The organism is Kitasatospora humi (genome assembly GCF_020907985.1).
GTDB classification, from domain to species: domain Bacteria; phylum Actinomycetota; class Actinomycetes; order Streptomycetales; family Streptomycetaceae; genus Kitasatospora; species Kitasatospora humi.
This window is the reverse complement of the sequence record NZ_JAJJPA010000006.1, coordinates 73,597-92,946: the sequence shown is the minus strand read 5'-3', so window position 1 is coordinate 92,946 and position 19,350 is coordinate 73,597. Positions and strand designations below refer to the sequence as shown.

The 19,350-nt window shown below is 73.1% G+C and carries 13 protein-coding genes; 6 read left to right on the top strand and 7 right to left on the bottom strand.

The window, feature by feature from the left end; genetic code table 11:
• Positions 1–44: 44 nt before the first annotated feature.
• Entirely contained in the window at positions 45–653 is a 609-nt protein-coding gene (locus LN042_RS08570) for a TetR/AcrR family transcriptional regulator (RefSeq protein WP_230050065.1), read from the bottom strand.
• A gap of 105 nt (positions 654–758) precedes the next feature.
• Between LN042_RS08570 and LN042_RS08565 the strand changes: the two genes are divergently transcribed.
• The 3 genes from LN042_RS08565 to LN042_RS08555 are packed head-to-tail and all read left to right on the top strand — an operon-like array spanning position 759 to position 3,249.
• Positions 759–1,514, top strand: coding sequence for an SDR family oxidoreductase (locus tag LN042_RS08565; RefSeq protein WP_230050063.1), 756 nt, complete (start codon positions 759–761; stop codon positions 1,512–1,514).
• On the top strand, positions 1,511–2,296 hold the full coding sequence (locus tag LN042_RS08560; RefSeq protein ID WP_230050062.1) for an SDR family NAD(P)-dependent oxidoreductase: 786 nt from the start codon (positions 1,511–1,513) through the stop codon (positions 2,294–2,296). Before LN042_RS08565 ends, LN042_RS08560 begins: the two co-directional genes overlap by 4 nt.
• Positions 2,293–3,249, top strand: a complete 957-nt coding sequence (locus LN042_RS08555) for an NADPH:quinone oxidoreductase family protein (RefSeq protein ID WP_230050060.1) — start codon at positions 2,293–2,295, stop codon at positions 3,247–3,249. The genes LN042_RS08560 and LN042_RS08555 overlap by 4 nt, the downstream gene beginning before the upstream one ends.
• 78 nt (positions 3,250–3,327) lie before the next feature.
• Here LN042_RS08555 and LN042_RS08550 read toward each other — a convergent pair whose 3' ends face one another.
• From LN042_RS08550 to LN042_RS08540, 3 genes are all read right to left on the bottom strand, one after another.
• Positions 3,328–4,542: an acyl-CoA dehydrogenase family protein gene (locus LN042_RS08550; protein ID WP_230050058.1), complete on the bottom strand. Its 1,215-nt coding sequence runs from the start codon at positions 4,540–4,542 to the stop codon at positions 3,328–3,330.
• Positions 4,543–4,547: 5 nt separating this feature from the next.
• Complete coding sequence (locus tag LN042_RS08545; RefSeq protein WP_230050056.1) at positions 4,548–5,546, bottom strand: phosphotransferase family protein; 999 nt, start codon at positions 5,544–5,546, stop codon at positions 4,548–4,550.
• 169 nt (positions 5,547–5,715) lie between these two features.
• The gene (locus tag LN042_RS08540; RefSeq protein ID WP_230050054.1) at positions 5,716–7,362 is read right to left on the bottom strand and encodes a purple acid phosphatase family protein; all 1,647 of its coding nucleotides are present in this window, start codon (positions 7,360–7,362) and stop codon (positions 5,716–5,718) included.
• A 270-nt stretch (positions 7,363–7,632) separates the two neighbouring features.
• Here LN042_RS08540 and trpS point away from each other — a divergent pair, with 270 nt between their 5' ends.
• On the top strand, positions 7,633–8,631 hold the full coding sequence (gene trpS / locus LN042_RS08535) for a tryptophan--tRNA ligase (RefSeq protein WP_230050052.1): 999 nt from the start codon (positions 7,633–7,635) through the stop codon (positions 8,629–8,631).
• Between the two features lie 283 nt (positions 8,632–8,914).
• On the top strand, positions 8,915–9,733 hold the full coding sequence (locus tag LN042_RS08530) for a DUF2785 domain-containing protein (protein ID WP_230050051.1): 819 nt from the start codon (positions 8,915–8,917) through the stop codon (positions 9,731–9,733).
• Between the two features lie 142 nt (positions 9,734–9,875).
• Here the strand turns inward: LN042_RS08530 and LN042_RS08525 are convergent, their stop codons facing one another.
• The 3 genes from LN042_RS08525 to LN042_RS08515 form a co-directional block, all read right to left on the bottom strand.
• Positions 9,876–10,844 carry a deoxyribonuclease IV gene (locus tag LN042_RS08525; RefSeq protein WP_230050049.1) on the bottom strand — a complete coding sequence of 323 codons (969 nt, stop codon included), beginning with the start codon at positions 10,842–10,844 and terminating at the stop codon, positions 9,876–9,878.
• 73 nt (positions 10,845–10,917) lie between these two features.
• On the bottom strand, positions 10,918–14,397 hold the full coding sequence (locus LN042_RS08520; RefSeq protein WP_230050047.1) for a S8 family serine peptidase: 3,480 nt from the start codon (positions 14,395–14,397) through the stop codon (positions 10,918–10,920).
• Positions 14,398–14,827: 430 nt separating this feature from the next.
• Positions 14,828–17,929 carry a SpoIIE family protein phosphatase gene (locus tag LN042_RS08515; protein WP_230050045.1) on the bottom strand — a complete coding sequence of 1,034 codons (3,102 nt, stop codon included), beginning with the start codon at positions 17,927–17,929 and terminating at the stop codon, positions 14,828–14,830.
• A 356-nt stretch (positions 17,930–18,285) separates the two neighbouring features.
• On the opposite strand from LN042_RS08515, the gene LN042_RS08510 reads away from it, so the two are divergent.
• Positions 18,286–19,329, top strand: a complete 1,044-nt coding sequence (locus tag LN042_RS08510) for a hypothetical protein (RefSeq protein ID WP_230050043.1) — start codon at positions 18,286–18,288, stop codon at positions 19,327–19,329.
• Positions 19,330–19,350: the final 21 nt, after the last annotated feature.

Genomic DNA, 19,350 nt, shown 5'->3' with positions numbered 1-19,350 from the left:
AGCCGTCGCCGGCGCGGCGCCCGCCGGGGCACCGCCGATCGGGGTCAGGCCGCGCCGAGCATCCGCAGCACCAGCTCGCCGTAGCGGACGCCGAGCTGCTCCGGGGTCTCGGTGCTGCGCTCGGTGTACCACCGGGCCACGTCGATGCCGAGGCCGGTGATGGCGCGGGCGGCGGTGCGGGAGTCGGTGTCGGCGAAGGCACCGGCCGCGATGCCGTCCTCGATCACCTGCTTGACGGTGTCCTCGATCCGGCGGCGCAACTCGGCGACGACCGCGAAGTCCTCCTCCGGCAGCGCGCGCAGCTCGTAGTTGACGATCCGCCCGACCGTGTGGCCGCGGGCGTGCCAGGCGGTGAAGTCCTCGACCAGCAGGCGCATCCGCTCGCGCGGCTGCTCGCTCCTCGCCACCGCGGCCTCGACCAGTGCCAGCGTGGCGCTGTGGCCCTCGCGGCTGATCTCGGCCAGCAGGGCGGCCTTGGACGGGTAGTGGATGTAGAGCGCGGCCGGGCTCATGCCGGCGCCGGTGGCGATGTCCCGCGTGGTGGTGGCGTGGAAGCCGCGGGACGCGAAGGACTCGACGGCGGCCCTCAGCAGCCGCCGCGCGGCCTCGGGGCGTTCTCCGGGCCAGTGATCGGCGAACTGCGCGGTGGTCATGGCCGACATCCTCGCATGATCGGGCCGATGTGCGGTGTTGACAGTGTGACCTGTGGACAACATGCTAAGCAAGCGCTTAGTCACCGTTCGAAACGAGGTCGACCCATGACGCTGACGTTCAAGGGACAGGTGGCCCTGGTCACCGGAGCGAGCCGGGGCATCGGCCTCGGCATCGCCCAGGAGCTGGTCGACCGGGGGGCCAAGGTCTGCATCACCGCCCGCAATCCCGAGCCGCTCGCCGACGCGGTGCGCGGGCTGGGTGGCGAGGAGAACGCCATCGCGGTGGCCGGCAAGGGCGACGACCCCGAGCACCAGCGGGCCGCGGTGGACCGGACCATCGCGGCGTTCGGCCGGCTCGACATGCTGGTCAACAACACCGGCATCAACCCGGTCTACGGCCCCGTGCTGGACACCGACCCGGCCGCCGCCGCCAAGATCCTCGCCGTCAACGTGCTCGGCCCACTGGCCTGGACCAAGCTGGCCCACCAGGCCTGGATGGGCGAGCACGGCGGCTCGGTGGTCAACGTCTCCTCCGTCGCCGGTCTGCGCACCTCACCCGGCATCGGCATCTACGGCGTGAGCAAGGCCGCCCTCTCCCGCCTCACCATGGAGCTGGCCGGTGAGCTGGGCCCGGCCATCCGGGTCAACGCGGTGGCCCCGGCCGTGGTGAAGACCAAGTTCGCCGAGGCGCTCTACGTCGGCCGCGAGGAGGAGGCCGCCGCGCAGTACCCGCTGAAGCGGCTCGGCCTGCCGGAGGACATCGCCGGCGCGGTCGCCTTCCTGCTCTCCGACCAGGCGTCCTGGATCACCGGGCAGACCCTGGTGATCGACGGCGGCGTGACCCTGGGCGGCGGCCTGTGAGCACCGCGCTGGCCGGTCAGCGCTGCGTGGTGACCGGCGCCGGCCGCGGGATCGGTGCCGCGCTCGCCGAGGCCTTCACGGCCGAGGGCGCGGCGGTGGTGGTCAACGACCTGGACCCGGCCGCCGCCGCGGCGACCGCGGCCCGGATCGGCGCGGTCGCGGTGCCCGGGGACGCGGCCGGCCGGGACGGCGTGGCCGCGCTGATCGACGCCGCCCGGTCCGCACTGGGCGGGATCGACGTCTACTGCGCCAACGCGGGCATCGCGCCCGGCGGGGGACCGGAGGCGCCCGAGGCGCTCTGGACCGCCGCCTGGGAGGTCAATGTGATGGCCCACGTCCGGGCCGCCGAACTCCTGCTGCCCGAGTGGCTGGAGCGCGGCGGCGGGCGGTTCGTGGCCACCGTCTCGGCGGCCGGCCTGCTCACCATGCTCGGCTCCGCCCCGTACTCGGTGAGCAAGCACGCCGCGCTCTCCTTCGCCGAGTGGCTCTCCGCCACCTACCGGCACCGCGGCATCAAGGTGCACGCGCTCTGCCCGCAGGGCGTGCGCACCCGGATCCTGGAATCGGCGGGCGAGTTGGGCCAGGCACTGATGGGTGCCACCGCCCTGGGCGCGGAACAGGTGGCGGCCGACACCCTGCGGGCGATCCGCGAGGAGCGGTTCCTGATCCTGCCGCACCCCGAGGTCGCCGACTACTACGCGGCCCGGGCGACGGACACCGACCACTGGTTGGACGCGATGAACCGGTTGCAGCGCAAGTTCGTGGTGGAGGAGGAGCGGTGAAGGCCTGGCAGGTGACGGCGGCGGGGCTGCCGCAGGACGTGATGCGGCTGGCCGAGGACGTGCCGGAGCCGGTGCCGGCCGACGGCCAGGTGCTGGTCCGGGTGCGGGCGGCGGCGGTGAACTTCCCGGACGGGCTGATGTGCCTGGGCCGGTACCAGGTGAAGCCGCCGCTGCCGTTCGTCCCCGGTGTCGAGCTGTGCGGTGAACTCCCGAGCGGGGAGCGGGTGATCGGCAACCCGGTGGCGCCCAGCGGGGCGTTCGCCGAGTACGCGCTGATGGACCGGCGGGCGCTCTTCCCCGCACCCGGGGCACTCGACGACGCCGAGGCCGCCGCGCTGCACATCGGCTACCAGACGGCCTGGTTCGCCCTGCACCGCCGCGCCGCGCTGCGCCCCGGCGAGACCCTGCTGGTGCACGCGGCAGCCGGCGGAGTCGGCAGCGCCGCCGTGCAGCTGGGCCGGGCGGCCGGCGCACGGGTCATCGCCGTCGTCGGCGGGGCGCAGAAGGTCGCGGTGGCCGAGGAGTTGGGCGCCGACGTGGTGATCGACCGGCAGGCCGAGGACTTCGTCGCGGCGGTCCGGGAACTCACTGGCGGCCAGGGCGCCGACGTGGTCTTCGACCCGGTCGGTGGCGACGCCTACACCGGCTCCACCAAGTGCATCGCCTTCGAGGGCCGGATCGTGGTGGTCGGTTTCGCCAGCGGGACCATCCCCACTCCGCCCCTCGGGCACGCGCTGGTGAAGAACTACACACTGCTCGGCCTGCATTGGGGCCTCTACAACACCAAGGACCCGGCTGCGGTGCGGGCCTGCCACGAGGAGCTGTCCGCGCTGGCCGCCGCCGGCGCGGTCCGCCCCCTGGTGAGCGAACGGCTCCCGCTGGCCGGGGCCGCGGACGCGGTGCAGCGGGTGCTGACCGGCCGGACCACGGGCCGGCTCGTGATCGTGCCGTGAGCTGCGGCCCGGCGCCGGGCCGGCTCGTGAACGTGCGGTGAGCAGGTGGTGGGGGCCGGCCCGGCCCCCACCACCTGCTCACGCCTGGTACTTGCGCAACTCGCGGCGGGCCAGCGAGCGGCGGTGCACCTCGTCCGGGCCGTCCGCCAGCCGCAAGGTCCGCAGGCCGGCCCAGAGCCCGGCGAGCGGCGTGTCCTGGCTGACACCGGCGGCGCCGTGCGCCTGGACCGCCTTGTCCAGGATCCACTCGACGGTCTGCGGCACCACGATCTTGATCGCCTGGATCTCGGTGTGCGCGCCGCGGTTGCCCACGGTGTCCATCAGCCAAGCCGCCTTGAGCACCAGCAGCCGGGCCTGCTCGATCCGCACCCGGGACTCGGCGATCCAGTCCTGGATCACGCCCTGGGCGGCCAGCGGCTTGCCGAAGGCCACCCGCTCGCTGACCCGGCGGCACATCAACTCGAGTGCCCGCTCGGCCACGCCGATCGCCCGCATGCAGTGGTGGATCCGCCCCGGCCCCAACCGGGCCTGGGCGATGGCGAAGCCGGACCCGGGCTCGCCGATCAGATTGCCCGCCGGCACCCGGACGTTGTCGAAGACCACCTCGGCGTGGCCGCCGTGGTCGCGGTCCTCGTAGCCGAACACCGTCATCGCGCGCCGCACGGTGACCCCGGGAGTGTCGCGCGGCACCAGGACCATCGACTGGCGGCGGTGCACCTGCGCCTCCGGGTCGGTCAGGCCCATCACGATGAAGATCCGGCACTCCGGGTTCATCGCGCCCGTGATGTACCACTTGCGGCCGTTGATGACGTAGTCGTCGCCGTCCCGGGTGATCAGGGTGCGGATGTTGGTGGCGTCCGAGGAGGCCACCTCCGGTTCGGTCATGGCGAAGGCCGAGCGGATCTCCCCGTTCAGCAGCGGCTCCAACCACTGCTTGCGCTGCGCCTCGTCGCCGAACTCGTTGAGCAACTCCATGTTGCCGGTGTCCGGGGCCGCGCAGTTGACCGCGGCCGGCGCCAACTGAATGCTGCGGCCGGTGAGTTCGGCGAGCGGTGCGTACTGCAGATTGGTCAGGCCGGCACCGCGCTCGCCAGGAAGGCCGGTCCTGTCCACGAAGAACAGGTTCCACAGCCCCTGCGCGCGGGCCTCCCGCTGGAGTTCGCGGATCACCGCGGGGGTTGACCAGTCCGGCTCGACGGTCAGCCGGGACTCGGCCGGGTAGACGTGCTCGGTGAGGAAGGCGGTGAGCTGCTCGCGCAGTGCCTCGGTGCGGGAGTCGAAGGCGAAGTCCATGAATCTCAGTGCTCCTTGAGGGAGTGCAGGCCGTGCTGGACGAAGGCGGGCACCAGCTCGCCGATCCGGTCGAAGTCGGCGCCGACGGTGCCGCCCTGCCGGAAGCGGAAGTGGATGCCCTCCAGCACCACGGCGAGCTTGAAGGAGGCGAAGGCCACGTACCAGGTCACCGACGACACGTCGCGCCGGGCGCCGGCCGCGTAGCGGTCGACCAACTCCGCACTGCCCGGGAAGCCTGGGGCCAGCGCCACGCCGGGGATGACGCCGTCGAACTGCTCGGCCAGCTCGGTGTACATCACCAGCAGTCCGAGATCGGTGAGCGGGTCGCCGAGGGTGGACATCTCCCAGTCGAGCACGGCGTTGATCCGGTCGTCCGGACCCACCAGCACGTTGTCCAGGCGGTAGTCGCCGTGCACCAGGGTCGGCGCGGGGGAGTCGGGCAGGGTCTCGGCCAGTCGGGCGCGCAGCTCCTCGATGCCGGGCACCTCGCGGCTGCGGGAGGCGTCCAACTGCTTGCCCCAGCGCCGCACCTGGCGGGCCAGGAAGCCCTCGGGGCGCCCGAAGTCGGCCAGGCCGACTGCTGCCGGGTCGATGGCGTGCAGGTCGACCAGGGTGTCGACCAGCCGGTCGGCCAGCGCGCGGACCCGCTGCGGGCCGAGGGCGGCCAGGGCCGCGCTGTCCCGGTGGGCGGTGCCGTCGACGAACTCCATCAGGTAGAAGGGGGCGCCGATGACCTCGGGGTCGTCGGTCAGCCGCACCGGGCGCGGGACCGGCACCGGCGAGCCGTGCAGTGCGCCGAGCACCCGGAACTCGCGGCCCATGTCGTGGGCGGTGGCCAGCACGTGCCCCAGCGGCGGGCGGCGCAGCACCCAGCGCTCGGTGCCGTCGGTCACCCGGTAGGTCAGGTTGGAGCGGCCGCCCTGGATCAGCTCGGCCTGCAGCGGCCCGGTGCCCAGGTGCGCCCGGAGCTTCGCGAGGTCGAGCCCGGGGGGGTTCTCGGTCATGGCATCCTCGGGGGGTGAGACTGACTAAGCGCTTGCTTAGCCTGGCCCTCCAGTCTGGCGATGTCAACGAGTACCCGCGCAAAAGCGGGAGCCGCGCAGGCCCGAAGGCGAGCGCGGCTCCCGGCTCCTGGCCACTGGCTCCCGGCTCCTGGCTCCAGCGAGCGGACCCCTACCTGCCGTCGGAGCGCTTGCGGTGCAGCACGAAGTTCTCCAGCGGGCTGATCGTCCCGTCCGGCTGGGCCACCGCGTAGTACGTCACGTGCATGCTGGTGGTCGAACCGGGGTGGTTGCCCGGATCCACCGTGAAGGCCGCGAAGCCGTACGAATGGTCCAGATCGCGCACGCCGATCCACGGCGCGTCCTCGAACACGTACACCGGCGGGCGCTTGCCGTTGCCGCCGACCGGGCCCACCCCCGTGATCACCTTGGCCTTGCCGGGCTCGAAGAACTTCCCGTTGCTCGGCGAGGAAGTGCCGCCCCCGCCCAGCACCATGTGCACCGTGCCCCGGGACGTGTCGATCACGTCCGTCGCCGTCGCCACCGGATTCGGGGTCAGCGTCTCCGAGCCCGGCACCACGCCCCGCACCGGCAGCGAACGCTCGTAGTCGTGCTCATGGCCGCAGACCACCAAGTCCACCTGGTAGCGGTCGAAGAGCGGTCCCCACTGCTCGCGGACGCCCCGGTCGGCGCCGTTGGCGTCGGAGGAGCTGATCACCACCTGGTGCATGCAGACGACCACCCAGTCGATCGAGTCGTCCCTCCGGGCCGCCGCCAAGTCCTTCTCCAGCCAGGCTCGTTGGGCACCGCCGCTGTAGCCGTGCAGATAGGCGTCGCCGCCGTCCTGGTAGGCCACGTCGTCGTTCTGCAGCACCACCACGTGCACCGAGCCGACCGTGAACGAGTACCACAGCCCCGCGAACTCGGCGTCACCGCCGTTGCCCGGCAGGTCGAACCGGGTCTGGAAGGCGGAGAAGCCGATCGGCCCGTTCGCCTTCTCGTTCTCGTGGTTGCCCGCCGCCGGCATCCACGGACGGAACCGGGCGGAGCGGGTGTTGTTGGCGAAGAAGCCCTGCCAGGTGCGCAGCCGGTCCGGGGAGATGTTGGCGTAGCACAGGTCGCCGTTGAGCAGGTGGAAGAGCGGGTCGACCTGCTCGATGCCGGCCACGATGTCCGCCGAGGCCGGCGAGGCGATCCCGCTGGGCACCGAGGTGTAGCCGCCCTTGCCGTCCGGCTGCCAGGTGGTGATCGGCACCGCCTGGTCGCCGAACGAGGTGAAGGTGAACGCCTGCCGCCCGCGCTGCGCGGTGCGGAAGGTGCCGGCGTCCGGCCGGCCGCCGTCGTGCAGGGCGGCGTAGGTGTAGTAGCCGCCGGGCCGCAGGTTCTCCATCCGCGCGTGGTGGGTGTAGACCGTGCGCCCGCTCGCCCCGTCCACGTAGGTGCGGGTCTCGGCATCCACCGTGCGGCCGAACCCGCCCTCCAGGCTGCCCAGTTGGACCCGGGGCCGACGCACCGGGCCGTCCGTGGTCCAGGAGGCGGTCAGCTGCGTGGTCGGGTCCGCGCCGAAGGTCAGGTGCAGGCCTTCCACGGCGGGCGCCCCCAGTGACTCGGGACGGGTCAGCAGCAGCGGCGAGCCCTGGTCCTCTCCCTGGCCCTGCCCATGGGCTGAGGCATCGTCAGCAGCCGCCGCGGTGGCGGTGAGCAGCGGGGCGGCGGCCAGTGCGGCGCCGCCCATGCCGGCGGTCAACCGCAGGGCGCTGCGCCGGGTCACCGTGCCGCCCGGCTGCTGCTCGGTCGGGGCGTCGCTGGGCTGGTGCATGGATGTCCTCGCTTCCGGGTCGCCGATGACCGCTCACGGTAGGGGGTCCGGCCCTCCCGCCGAGTGAACGGCACGCAGCGCTCCCCTGAACCGCGCGGGACGCGTTACAGTGGGGCCCATGCGCACGCGCCTGCTCTGCCTCAGCTGGTGGCCGTCCTAGGACGGCCGCGCATCCACCATGCCCAGGGCCGTCCGGACGGACGGCCCTTCGTTGTGATCCTCGCCGGGCCGCCGCCGGTCGGCCGCCCACCCGATGACGAGGAGAAACCGATGCCGCACCCCCACCCCCGCGTGCTCACCGGCGACCGGCCCACCGGTCCGTTCCACCTTGGTCACTACTTCGGCACGCTGCAGAACCGGGTCCGCCTGCAGTCCGAGGGCGCCGAGGTGTTCATCGTGGTCGCCGACTACCAGGTGCTCACCGACCGCGACACGGCCGACCGACTCGCCGAGTACGTCGAGGGGTTGGTGCTCGACTACCTGGCCATCGGGATCGACCCGGACCGGGCGGTGATCTTCACCCACAGTGCGGTGCCGGCGCTCAACCAGCTGCTGCTGCCCTTCCTCAGTCTGATCAGCGCCTCGGAGTTGCAGCGCAACCCCACCGTCAAGGACGAGATCGCGCACTCCCGGCAGGCGGCGGTCAGCGGACTGATGCTCACCTACCCCGTGCACCAGGCGGCCGACATCCTGTTCTGCAAGCCCGGCCTGGTCCCGGTCGGCCAGGACCAGCTGCCCCACCTGGAGGCCACCCGCACCATCGCCCGCCGCTTCAACGCCCGCTACGCCCAACCCGGTTCACCGCTCTTCCCGGAGCCGCAGGCGCTGCTGTCGGCGGCGCCCCGGCTGCTCGGCACCGACGGCGGCAAGATGAGCAAGAGCCGCGGCAACGCCGTCTCGCTCGGCGCCACCGAGGACGAGACCGCCACCCTGCTCAGGGGCGCCAAGACCGACGCCGACCGCCGGATCGGCTACGATCCGGTCGGCCGACCCGAGGTGGCCAGCCTGCTGCTGCTCGGCGCGCTCTGCCAGGGCCGCGATCCGGGCAGCTTCGCCGAGGACATCGGCGACGGCGGCGCCAGCCGGCTCAAGAGCGCGGTCATCGACGCGGTCAACGACTACTTCCGCCCGATCCGCAAGCGCCGCGCCGAACTCGCCACCGACCGCGCCTACTTGCGCGAAGTCCTGGCGCGCGGCAACGCCCGTGCCAACGAGGTCGCCGACCGCACCCTGGCAGAGGTGCTGACGGTGATGGGGATGCGCTACTGACCTCGCCAGTGTGGGTTGCGGTAGGGACGGTTCAACAACTCGGCCAGCAGATCGGGAAGTTCGGCGACGTGGCCGATGGCGAGCCGCCTGGTGGCTCCGGGCCAGGGCGACCTGGACGTTCGGTCGGCCCGCTGGCGGCCCCGGAGTCGGGCCGCCGCGGTGACCAGCACGGCCGGCGCCTCCGAGCGGATCCGCAAGCGGTACGATGCCTGCAAGACTGTCGTGTGAGCCTCCGTGGGACATGGCTCAAGAGTCGTCGTCACCGGGCGGGAGAGCCGACGCGTTGTCGTACGCACCGATCGACTGGGCCTTGCTGGCTGCCACCGGGTTCCCGTTCCCCGCTGACGTCCCCGCGGCGGAGCTCCTCGACGAGCTGGCGGCCATGCTGAGCTCGCCCGACCCGGTGGTGCGCGACGATCACGCCTACACCGCCAGCGCGCAGTGGGTCCGCGAAGGCCGGCTCGACGACCAGCTGGTCGCACTCGGCGAGGCCGCCGTGGCGCGGTTGGACCACCCCGAGGTGCAGGCGCGCACCTTCGCGCCGCTGGTACTGCGCTGCGTGCTGACGCGCAGTCGGCAACTGCCCGGCGCCATCGACCAGGGCACCGTCCAGCGCTGGTACGCCGCCTTCGCCCGCTGGTACCCGGCCGAGCCCGACACCCGTGGCTGGGACGACCGCCTCGGCTGGCTGCACGCCGTCGCGCACGGCGCGGACGCGGCCGCCGCCTTCGCCCGCGCGCTCCCGGAGCAGCGCGCCGACCTCCTCGACCTCTGCGCCCGCCGGATCGCGGCGGCCGACGCCGATCACCGGTACCTCCAGATGGAGGACGCCCGCCTGGCCCGGGCGATCACCGGCATCCTGCTGGAGCCCGGCCTCACCGAGGCGGAGGCGACCGGCTGGCTCGACGTGCCGGCCAAGGCCCTGGAGGGCGGCGGCCCCGGACCGGTACCCGCCTGGGCGTTCAACATCTTCGCCACCCTCCAGGCGCTCCAGGTGCACCTGACGCGGGGACTGGCGGACGGCGGTGTGCCGCCGCACGCGGAGGCGGTGGCCGGCCGGGCGCTTGAGCTGCTGCGGCTGCCCTGCCCTTGGCTCGCCTGAGCCCCGCGCGCACGGCCCGGGAGTGCACCGTCCGGAAACTCTGGCGCCCGGTCCGGCCGCTGGGCAGCGCCGGCACCTGGTGGGGGCCCGGCCCTGACGACCGCGGCCCTCACCCACTGGGCCGTGCCGTACTCCCGCCTGGTCAAGCAGTCCGGTGGGCCGGTCGTCGACGGGCGGCTCGTCGATCCGGCGTGGCCGCTGGTGCCGCGGCCGCTTCCGCGCGTAGCCGCTTCAGCAGGGCGACGTCCGCGGGGTGGCCGAAGCCGGGGGCGGCGGAGCGGTCGGGGGTCTCCAGGATGAAGGGGACACCGGCGGTGGCGGGGTGGGCGAGGAGATCGCGGAAGGCGGCGGCGCCGATGTGCCCGTCGTCGATGTTGGCGTGCCGGTCCTTGCGGGCGCCGGCGACGTCCTTGGAGTCGTTGGCGTGGATCAGGCGCAGGCGGCCGGGACCGGCGGCGTCCGTGAGGGCGTCGAGTGCGGCGGCGACGCCGCCGGGGGCGGCGAGGTCGTGGCCGGCCGCGAAGGCGTGGCAGGTGTCGAGGCAGACGCCGACCCGGGGGTGGCGGTCCAGCACGTCCAGGTACTCGGCGAGCTCCTCCAGCCGCGAGCAGAGCGAGGCGCCCTGGCCGGCCGTGGGTTCGAGCAGCAACCAGGGGGCCGCGTCGCCCAGGGCGTCCAGTTCGTCCAGCAGCGGCCGCAGATCGGCGCGGACCTGCGCCATCGCCGCAGCCCGCCGGTCGGCGCCGATCGAGGAGCCGGTGTGCACCACTACCCCGAGGGCGCCGATGGCGTGGCCGCGCAGCAGCGAGTGGCGCAGCGAGGCGGTGGACCGCTCGCGGGTGGTGACGCTGTCGGAGCCGAAGTTGATCAGGTAGGGCGCGTGGACGTAGGCGGGGATGCCCTGCTCGGCGCAGGCGGTGCGGAACGCCTCGTCGTGGGCGGGGTTCCCGGCGGGGGTGGCCCAGCCGCGCGGATTGGCCACGAAGACCTGCACCGCCTCGCCACCGATCCGCTCGTTGTAGGCCAGGCCGGTGCCGACCAGGCCGCGCCCGGCCACCGGCACGTGGGCGCCGATCGGGTTGCGGACGGGGGAGCGGGATGCGGCGTTCACGCACCGAGGGTGCCACACGTGGACGAGGCCGCCCCCACGCGGGTGGGGACGGCCTCGAACCGGGCGGTGAGCGTCAGCTCACGGTGTAGCTGTACGGGAGCGCCGCGAGGACGGAACCCGTGACGCTGATGGTGTTGTTCGCCAGCGCCGCACCGGCCGGGCCGGACACCAGGTACAGCACGCCGTGCACGACGCTGCCCTTCTTGCCCTGCGGGGTGATGGTGAGCTGCAGGCTGCCGCTGGCGCCCGGCTGCAGCGACAGCGGGGTGACCGCGGGAGCGGTGGCGTTGTAGGCGGCGGCGTACGGGTCACCGGTGCTGGAGGTCAGCGCCGGGTCGAACGCCAGGGTGTGCGCCGAGGCGGTCAGGTTGGAGCTGCCGGCCGGGGCGCCGGCCGCCGGGAACGGGCCGATCTGCTGGACGTAGGTGCCCCAGAAGCCGGGGACGATCGGCTGCGAGGCGCTGCCGGAGTCCTTGACCACGGAGACGGTGGAGCCGTCCTGGGCCTTCTTCAGGTCGCCGAACAGGTCGGGCGAGCCGGTCGGGCCGCTCAGCTCCAGCTGGGCCGGGGTGGTGGAGCCCGCCACGCCGGTCAGCGAGTCGGTGCCCGGCGGAACCATGAAGCCCGGAACCGTGGAGCTGGCGGTCAGCGGCAGCGACACGGTGGCCGAGCCGCCGAGCGGCACCAGCGGCAGGTCCACCCGGTTGTCGAGCCGCGGGTCGGCCAGCACCTGCTGCACGGCGGCGGTGTTGTTGGTGTAGTTCACCGTCACCTGGACCGGCTTGCCGGCCGGCAGCTTGCTGCTCGTCGAGTTCGGCAGGCCGGGCGCGCCGGCCTTGTCCTGGTCGAGGCCGACGGTGCCGGTGAAGGGCTGGCTGAGCTCGGCGCCGGAGACCGGGTTGTAGACGTTCAGCACGAACCGCCAGCGGCCCGCGACCGGGTTGACGGTGGTGGCCGAGACCCCGGCCGTGGTGCTGGAGATGTTGCCCTTGGCGTCGAAGACCGCGTTGGACTCGGCGTCGACCGGGGTGCCGTTGGGGCTGACCAGCACGCCCTGCATCAGCAGGTTCGGGTCCTTGGCGACGGTCAGGCCGACCCGCAGGTCCTGGTGGCCCTTCGGCACGTCGAACGCCCAGGCGAAGGTCTGCGCGGGCGAGCCGGCGCGGGCGTTGCCACCGGTGATGTCGCCGGTGAAGGTGCCCGTGGAGCCGTTCAGCGGCACCAGGCTGCGCAGCACCACCGGGACGCTGGTGGTGGTGCCGTTGGAGTTGGAGAGCACGACCGACTCGGTGGCGTCACCGCCGGCCGGCGGGGTGGTCAGCTGCACCTTGAGGGTCTTGGACTGGCCCGGCTTCAGGTCGGTGACCTGCGGGCTCACCGCGCCCGCCGGAACCGCCTTCTGGGTGGCGGTGTCCAGCAGCACCGGGCCGGTGAAGCCGGCGCTGCCCGCGGGGGTGTAGAGCACGGCGGTCCACTTGCCGGCCACCGGGTGCGGGACGTCCACGATGCCGAAGTTGGCCGAGACCGGGCCGCCCTGCGGACGGGTGTTGGTCTGGAACCGGCCGGACGGGTCCAGCAGGGTCATCCGGACCACCGGGGTGACCGTGGCGGTGCCGTTCTTCTGCGGGGCGCCCTGCCAGGCGATCGACGCGGCCAGCCGGTCGGCGCCGGCCGGGACGTCGAAGGTCACCTTGTGGGCGACCCACGGCGCGCCGTTGGTGGCGTAGGGGAACTGCGGGTCGGTGCTGGAGTTGATCTGCACCGTCTGCTGGGCGTCGCCGAGCGGGGTGAAGGTGCGGGTGCTCGCGGCCACCGTCTGCGGCTTGGCGCTGGTGTTGACCACCGTGACGTCGGCGGTGCGGGTGGTGCCGGGCTGGCCGGTGTCGTCGATCTGACCGGTCGTCACGGCGACGGTGCTGCTCTTCTGGTCACCGGCGGGCGCCTGGTAGCCGCGGGCGGCCTCGACGGCGGCCCGGACGTTCAGCAGACCCGCGCCCTGCTCGTCGGCCGGCAGGCCGAGGTCGGCGGCGGTGCCGGTGAGGAACTTCTTGACCAGCGCGGGCGACGGCGAGGTGCCCTGGTGGCTGTCCCGGTAGGCCTGGATGACGTCGGCGGCGGCGCCGGCGGTCAGCGGGGCGGCCTGGCTGGTACCGCCGAACGGCTGGATCGGGCTGCCCTTGCCGTTGAAGTCGGTGCACTCGGTGTAGATCGAGACGTCGGCCGAGCAGAGCGCCCAGTCCGACTCACCGGGGGCGACCAGGTCGACGGTGCGCCCGGCCTGGGTGACACCGCCGGAGGACAGCGCCGAGATCCGGTTGTTGGCCCAGGTGCCGTTGGAGAACTGGAAGGCCGCGTAGCCGGTCTGGGCGTAGTTCTGGTTGTCGGTCGACGCGCCGGTGGAGATCACGTTGGGGTCGGTCGACGGGGTGCCGACGGTGCCGTTGATGCCCGCGTCGCCGCTGGAGACGGTGACGGTGACACCGGCCTTGGCCGCCATGTCGTTGAAGAGCGAGATGGTGTCGTGGGCACCGCTGTCCGGCGTCACGTTGCTGCCGAACGACTCGTTGAGCACGTCGACGTGGGCGACCGTGACCGCGTAGTCGATGGACTGCAGGATCGCCGAGTTCGGGAAGGTCTCGCCACCGGCCTTGAGGGCCACCAGCGAAGCGCCCGGCGAGATGCCCTCGATCCGGATGTTGCAGCCGGCGGGCAGCGGGTGGGTGGTGTTGACGAACTTCGACACGTCGTAGCTCTGCCGACCCTGGGCGACCATGGCGGAGGCGTCCCCGAACGCCTCGGCGTCACCGGCGGGGGCGAAGAAGCCCTGGCCGGAGAAGTCCTGGTAGTCGGTGATGACGTGCGAGCCGTCGGGCCGGATGAAGTCCGGGTTGTTGGGGTCGAGGCCGTCCGCGATGTAGGCGACCTTGACGCCGGTGCCGTCCGCGATCTCGTGCGCGCCGGGGGCGCCGGCGGTGGACTCGGTGTGCGTCGAGTACAGCGCCTCGGGCTCGAGCAGCGGCTTGGCGGGGTCGCTCGGGCAGACCGCGTTGGGGTCCTGCGAGTCGCCCTTGGCGACCGACGGAGCGGTGGCGGTCTTGGGGGCCTGGGCGGTGCCGGTGCCGGTGCCGGTGCCGGGCTTGGCCGGGGCCGGCGGGGTGACCCGCACGGTCTCGTCGGCGATCACCTGGGCCACCGCCGGGTCGTTGGCGAGCTCGGCGCGCAGCGCCGGGCTGACGGTGGCGGAGAAGGCGTTGCCGACCACGAAGCTCTTGATGTTGGTGCCGCCGCCCGCGCGGACCTTGGCCAGCAGCGGAGCCTGGGCCTGGTTCGCCTCCTTCTTGCGGGCGCCCAGGTGGCCGGCGTCGGCCGGGGCACTGGTGAGCTGGTCCTTGAGAATCACGATCACCGGAGCGGGGGCGCCGCTCTCCGACGTCGCCTGGGCGTTCGGAGCGGCGGTGGCCGGAGCGCCGTTGGCACTGGTCCCGAAGGCCAGCACGAGCGAGGCGGCGGTGAGCGTGACGGCTGCGAGCTGCGGTTTGCGCCAGCCGATCATGAACATCCTTTCGTCTGATAAGACGTCAGGAGAGGGTTGGCAGAGTGCGCGTACGAGGGTCGGACGCACGCGTGCCTCTGGAACGCCTGTCCCGACAAGCTCACGCATTCCATCGTGTCCACGCCCTTTCAGACAAGAGGCTGCCGGCGAAGGAACTGCTTGGAGAGCAGATTTGACTGTCCGATAGACGGACAATTGCAGATCAATCGGGACGGCGAGAGTCCGGCGCGCCGTGCGCCTGCGATGAAGATCGCGGGATAGCCGTTTGGCTGTCCGAAAACAGGCCCGGCACCGACCTCGGGGCGAAACCCGCCCCGGCGGCGCGCCGCGAACGCCCCGGCGCCGCCGTCGCGAACGCCCCGGCACCGCCGAACGCCGGTCGCTCGGGCATGCACCCCCAGGTGACCCCTGGCACCAACCCCCGTGGACGTCAGTACGGCTGGTCCGCCCCCAGCGGCAGTTCCAGTTCGAACCAGACCACCTTGCCGTCCCGGGTGCCGCGGCTGCCCCAGCGGTGCGCCAGCTCGTTCACCAGGTGCATGCCGCGTCCGCCCTCGTCGACCTCGTGGGCCCGGCGGATCCGGGGCGAGTGGCTGTCCACGTCGGACACCTCCACGGTCAGCATCTGGTGGCGGTAGAGCCGCAGCTCGGTGGGGGCGCCGGCGTGCACCAGCGCATTGGTGATCAGCTCGCTGGTCAGCAGCTCGGTCTGGTCGATCAGCGCCGCCAGGCCCCAGTCGGTGAGCACCTGGCGGGCGAACCGCCGGGCGTGGCCCACCTGGGCGTGGTCGCCGCGCAGGGACAGGGTGGCGATCCGGTCCGGGCCGATCACCCGGGCCCGGGCCATGATCACGGCGATGTCGTCCTCCCGGTCGCCGGTGACCAGCTCCGCCAGCACCGCGTCGCAGGACTGCTCCAGCTCGGCGTGCTGCCGGCGCGCCACGATGCCCCGCAGCAGTTCCAGGCCCTCGTCCAGGTCGCGGTCCCGGCGCTCGATCAGGCCGTCCGTGCAGAGCACCAGCAGGCCGTCCGGCGGCAGCGTGAACTCCACGCTCTCGAACGGCACCCCGCCGACTCCGAGGGGTGCGCCCGTCGGCAGGTCGAGCACCTGGACGGAGCCGTCCAGTGCCGTCACCACCGGCGGCACATGTCCGGCGCAGGCAGCCGTGCACACCCGGTCCACCGGGTCGAGCACCACGCAGACGCAGGTCGCGTACTGGCCCTCGCCGGCCCCCTCGCTGGCGCTGGTCGCCGCCTCGTCCAGCTGGTGCAGCACCCGCGCCGGATCCAGATCCAGGGTGATCAACGTTCGTGCCACGGTGCGGAGTTGGCCCATGGTCGCGGCGGCCCGCAGGCCGTGCCCGGTGACGTCGCCGACCACCAGCGCCACCCGGCCGCAGGGCAGCGGGACCACGTCGAACCAGTCGCCGCCGACCTCGCTGAGCTGGCTGGCCGGCAGGTAGCGGTGGGCGACCTCCAGGCCCGGCGAGTCGTGCACCTGCTGCGGCAGCAGGCTGCGCTGCAGGGTCAACGCGGTGTCCCGCTCCCGGCGGTAGAGACGGGCGTTGTCGATCGCCACCGCCGCCCGGGCGACCAACTCCTCGGCCAGCGCCAGGTCGGCCGCGCCGAACGGCTCGGGGTTGCCGCGCAGCCGCATGAACTCGGCGCCGCCGAGCACCCGGCCGCGGGCCACCAGCGGGACCATCAGGTAGGAGTGGATGCCGGACTCCAGGGCCGGCTGGATCCGGTCGGGGGAGGCGACGATGGTGGCCAGGTTCTCCTCGGTCACCCGGGGCACCAGGATCGAGTGCCCGGTGCGCAGGCTCTGCGCGTACAGTGCGGCCGACTGAGAGCTGCCGCCCACCGGGTCGGCGGCCCCGGTCAGGATCTCCCCTCCGTCGACCTCGCCGACCGCCACCGCGCGCATGGTGGCCGAACCGGAGGACGGCAGGGTCGGCGTCTCGTCGCCGAGCAGCACCGCCTCCAGCAGGTCGACCGTGACGAAGTCGGCGAACCGCCCGATCACCACCTCGACCAGCTCCTCGGCGGTGCGCGGCAGGTCCAGGGTGGTGCCGATCCGGCTGGACGCCTCGTTCAGCAGGGCCAGTCGGCCGGTCGCGGTGTTGGCCTGGTCCAGTGCGCGCTGGCGGGCCTCGGCGGCCCGCCGCTCCAGGGTGTAGAGCCGGGCGTTGTCGATCGCCACGGCGGCCCGGGAGGTCAACTCGTCGCCGAGCGTGATGTCCTCGGCGGCGAACGACTCGCGCGCGCGGCGCCGGGAGTAGACCACCATGCCGAGCACCGTGCCGCGGGCCACCAGCGGGGTGATCCGCACCGAGCGGGAGCGGCGGCGGAGGAAGTCGCGCATCTGCTCGCCGCTGAAGCCGGTGGCCAGCGGCGGCAGGTCCCAGGACGGCACCACCATGGTGCGGCCGTCGGCCATCGCCCGGGCGTACGGGGAGGTGGGGTCGATGTCGTAGACCGCGTCGATCGGCAGGTACTCGGTCGGGTAGTCCGGCAGGGAGGTGGCCAGCGCCAGCCGGCGCACCCGCACCCCGGCGCCGGGCGGCACGGGCTCGGTGCCGACCAGCGGGTCCAGCACGAAAACCCCGCTCAGGTCTGCCACCCTGGGCACCAGTGCGTCGGCCAACTCCCTTGCGGTGGTGTGCAGATCGAGTGTGGTGCCGATGGAGGCGCTGGCGTCCACCAGCAGGGCCAGCCGCTCCTGGGCCCGGGCGGCCCGCGACTCGGCCTGGTAGCGGTCGGTGACGTCGATGATGGTGGAGCTGACCCCGTGCACCTTGCCCGGCGGGTCCTCCAGCCGGAAGTACGAGGCCGACCAGGCGTGCTCCCGGCCCGGGTCGCCGGCCGTGATGCCGTGCGAGCGGGCGTCCAGCACGACGTCCCCGGTGTCCAGCACGTGGCGCATCACGGCCTCGATCTCGTCCGCGTTGATGCCGGGCAGCACCTCGGTGATCCGCCGGCCCAGGTGGCCGGCCACCGACACCCCGTTGATCCGGGCCAGGGCCTGGTTGAGCCGGATGAAGCGCAGCTCGTCGTCGTAGACCGCCATGCCCACCGGGGACTGGCTGAAGAAGCCGTCCAGGATCGCCAGGTCGGCCTGGATCCGGCGCAGCGCGGTGACGTCGGAGGCCACCGCGAGCACCAGCGGCTCGCCGTCCGGGCCGGCTATCGGGTGGGTGCGGAACTCCAGGTCGACGAAGTGGCCGGAGCGGTGGAGCACCGGGAAGACGCCGGACCACGGCTGCCCGGCGAGGATCGACTCGAACAGTGAGAGCACTTCGGGGCGCTGCTCCTCGGTGGCCAGCAGCCGGGCGGCGGGCTGTCCCACGGCCTCGGCGGCGGTGTAGCCGAGCAGCGCCTCGGCATCCTCGCTCCAGTGCAGGATCCGCCCGTCGCGCCGGATCAGCGCGGTGGCGATCGGCACCATCTGCAGGCCCTCGGCGCGACCCAGGGTGCCGTCCGCCGCACTGCGACGGTCGTCGTTGCCGCTCTCCTGACCGACTGCGTCCATGGCTGCCGCCGTTCGAAGGGGGGCTTCCCGCGTTGGCCTCCCATTTTCCCACCGCTGGGGCGAACGGGGCATCGGCGGCCGGCGCCGGCAGCTCGGGCCGGGTGGAGGCCGGGGCGGATTACGAGCCGGGGCCGGGTGGAGACCGGCGGACTCCGGGCCGGGGCCGGGTGGAGACCGGCGTCCGACCGGGGCCCGGCGGCCCCACGGTGCAGCCCGCAGGACGCCGTCGGCGCTGCGCGGAATGGGCCGTTCGAGGCACCGGTTGTATAGTGCACCTTAAAGGTTGCATTTAGCACCTTTGACTCAGCCCCGTCAGTTGCAATAGCCAACTCATCATCCGAAGGGACGCGCCCGGCATGACCGCCTCCACCCGGCACGCACTCACCCACCTCGTCAGCCACCTGCTCACCCCGCTGCTGATGTGCCTGGGCATGGCGCTCGCCTACCAGGGCGCCTTCCACCAGCCCACGCCGCACCACCTCCAGGTGGCCGTGATCGGCGACGGCCCGCAGGCCCGGGCACTGGCCGCCGGGATCCAGCAGCGGGCGGGCGGCGCGCTGGACGTCAGCACCGTGCCGGACCGCGCGGCGGGCGCCCACCAGGTCGAGCAGCGGCGCCTGGTCGGCGCCTTCGTGCCGGACGCCAGGAACCCCGAACTGCTGGTCGCCACGGCCAACTCGGACTCCTCCAAGACCGCCGTCCAGGAGGTGTTCACCCAGGTCGCCGACGCCCAGGGAGTGCCGATGAGGACCACCGACCTGGTCCCGACGGCCAGTGGCGACCCGACCGGGCAGGGGATCTTCTTCCTGCTGGTGGCACTGAGCGTCGGCGCCTACGGCAGCGTGGCGGTGATCGGTGCGGCCGGGGCCGCACTCTCGATGCGCGGCCGCGCGCTGGTCGGCCTGGCCGTCTCGCTCGCGGTCAGCGTGATCGGGATCGTCGTCGCCGGGCCCGTCTACCACGTCGTGGACCACCGGCAGGCGGAGGTCTGGGCGCTCGCCTGGCTCTACGCGGCCGGCATCGTCATGATCGGCACCGGCTTGCACAGCTTCCTGAGGCGCTGGACCACGCTGACCCTGATGCTGCTCTTCGTGATGCTCAACTTCACCAGTTCCGGCGGGGTCTTCCAGCCCGCCCTGCAGCCCGGCCTGTTCGGCTGGCTGCACCGGTTCTACGACGGCGCCGGGTTCGTCGAGGGCACCCGGTCGATCCTCTACTTCGGCGGCGGCGTCGGCCTCGGCGGCCGGGTGCTCTCGCTGGCGCTCTGGCTGGCCGCCGGCCTGGCGCTGGTGGCGGCCGGTGGCTGGTACGAGCGGCGGGTGGAACTGGCGGCGCGGCGGACCGCGGCCGACCGTGCGGCAACGGCCGAGGAGGAGGTGGAGGAGGCGGTCGGCGTCTGAGGTCGCGGCCGCACCCCCTCC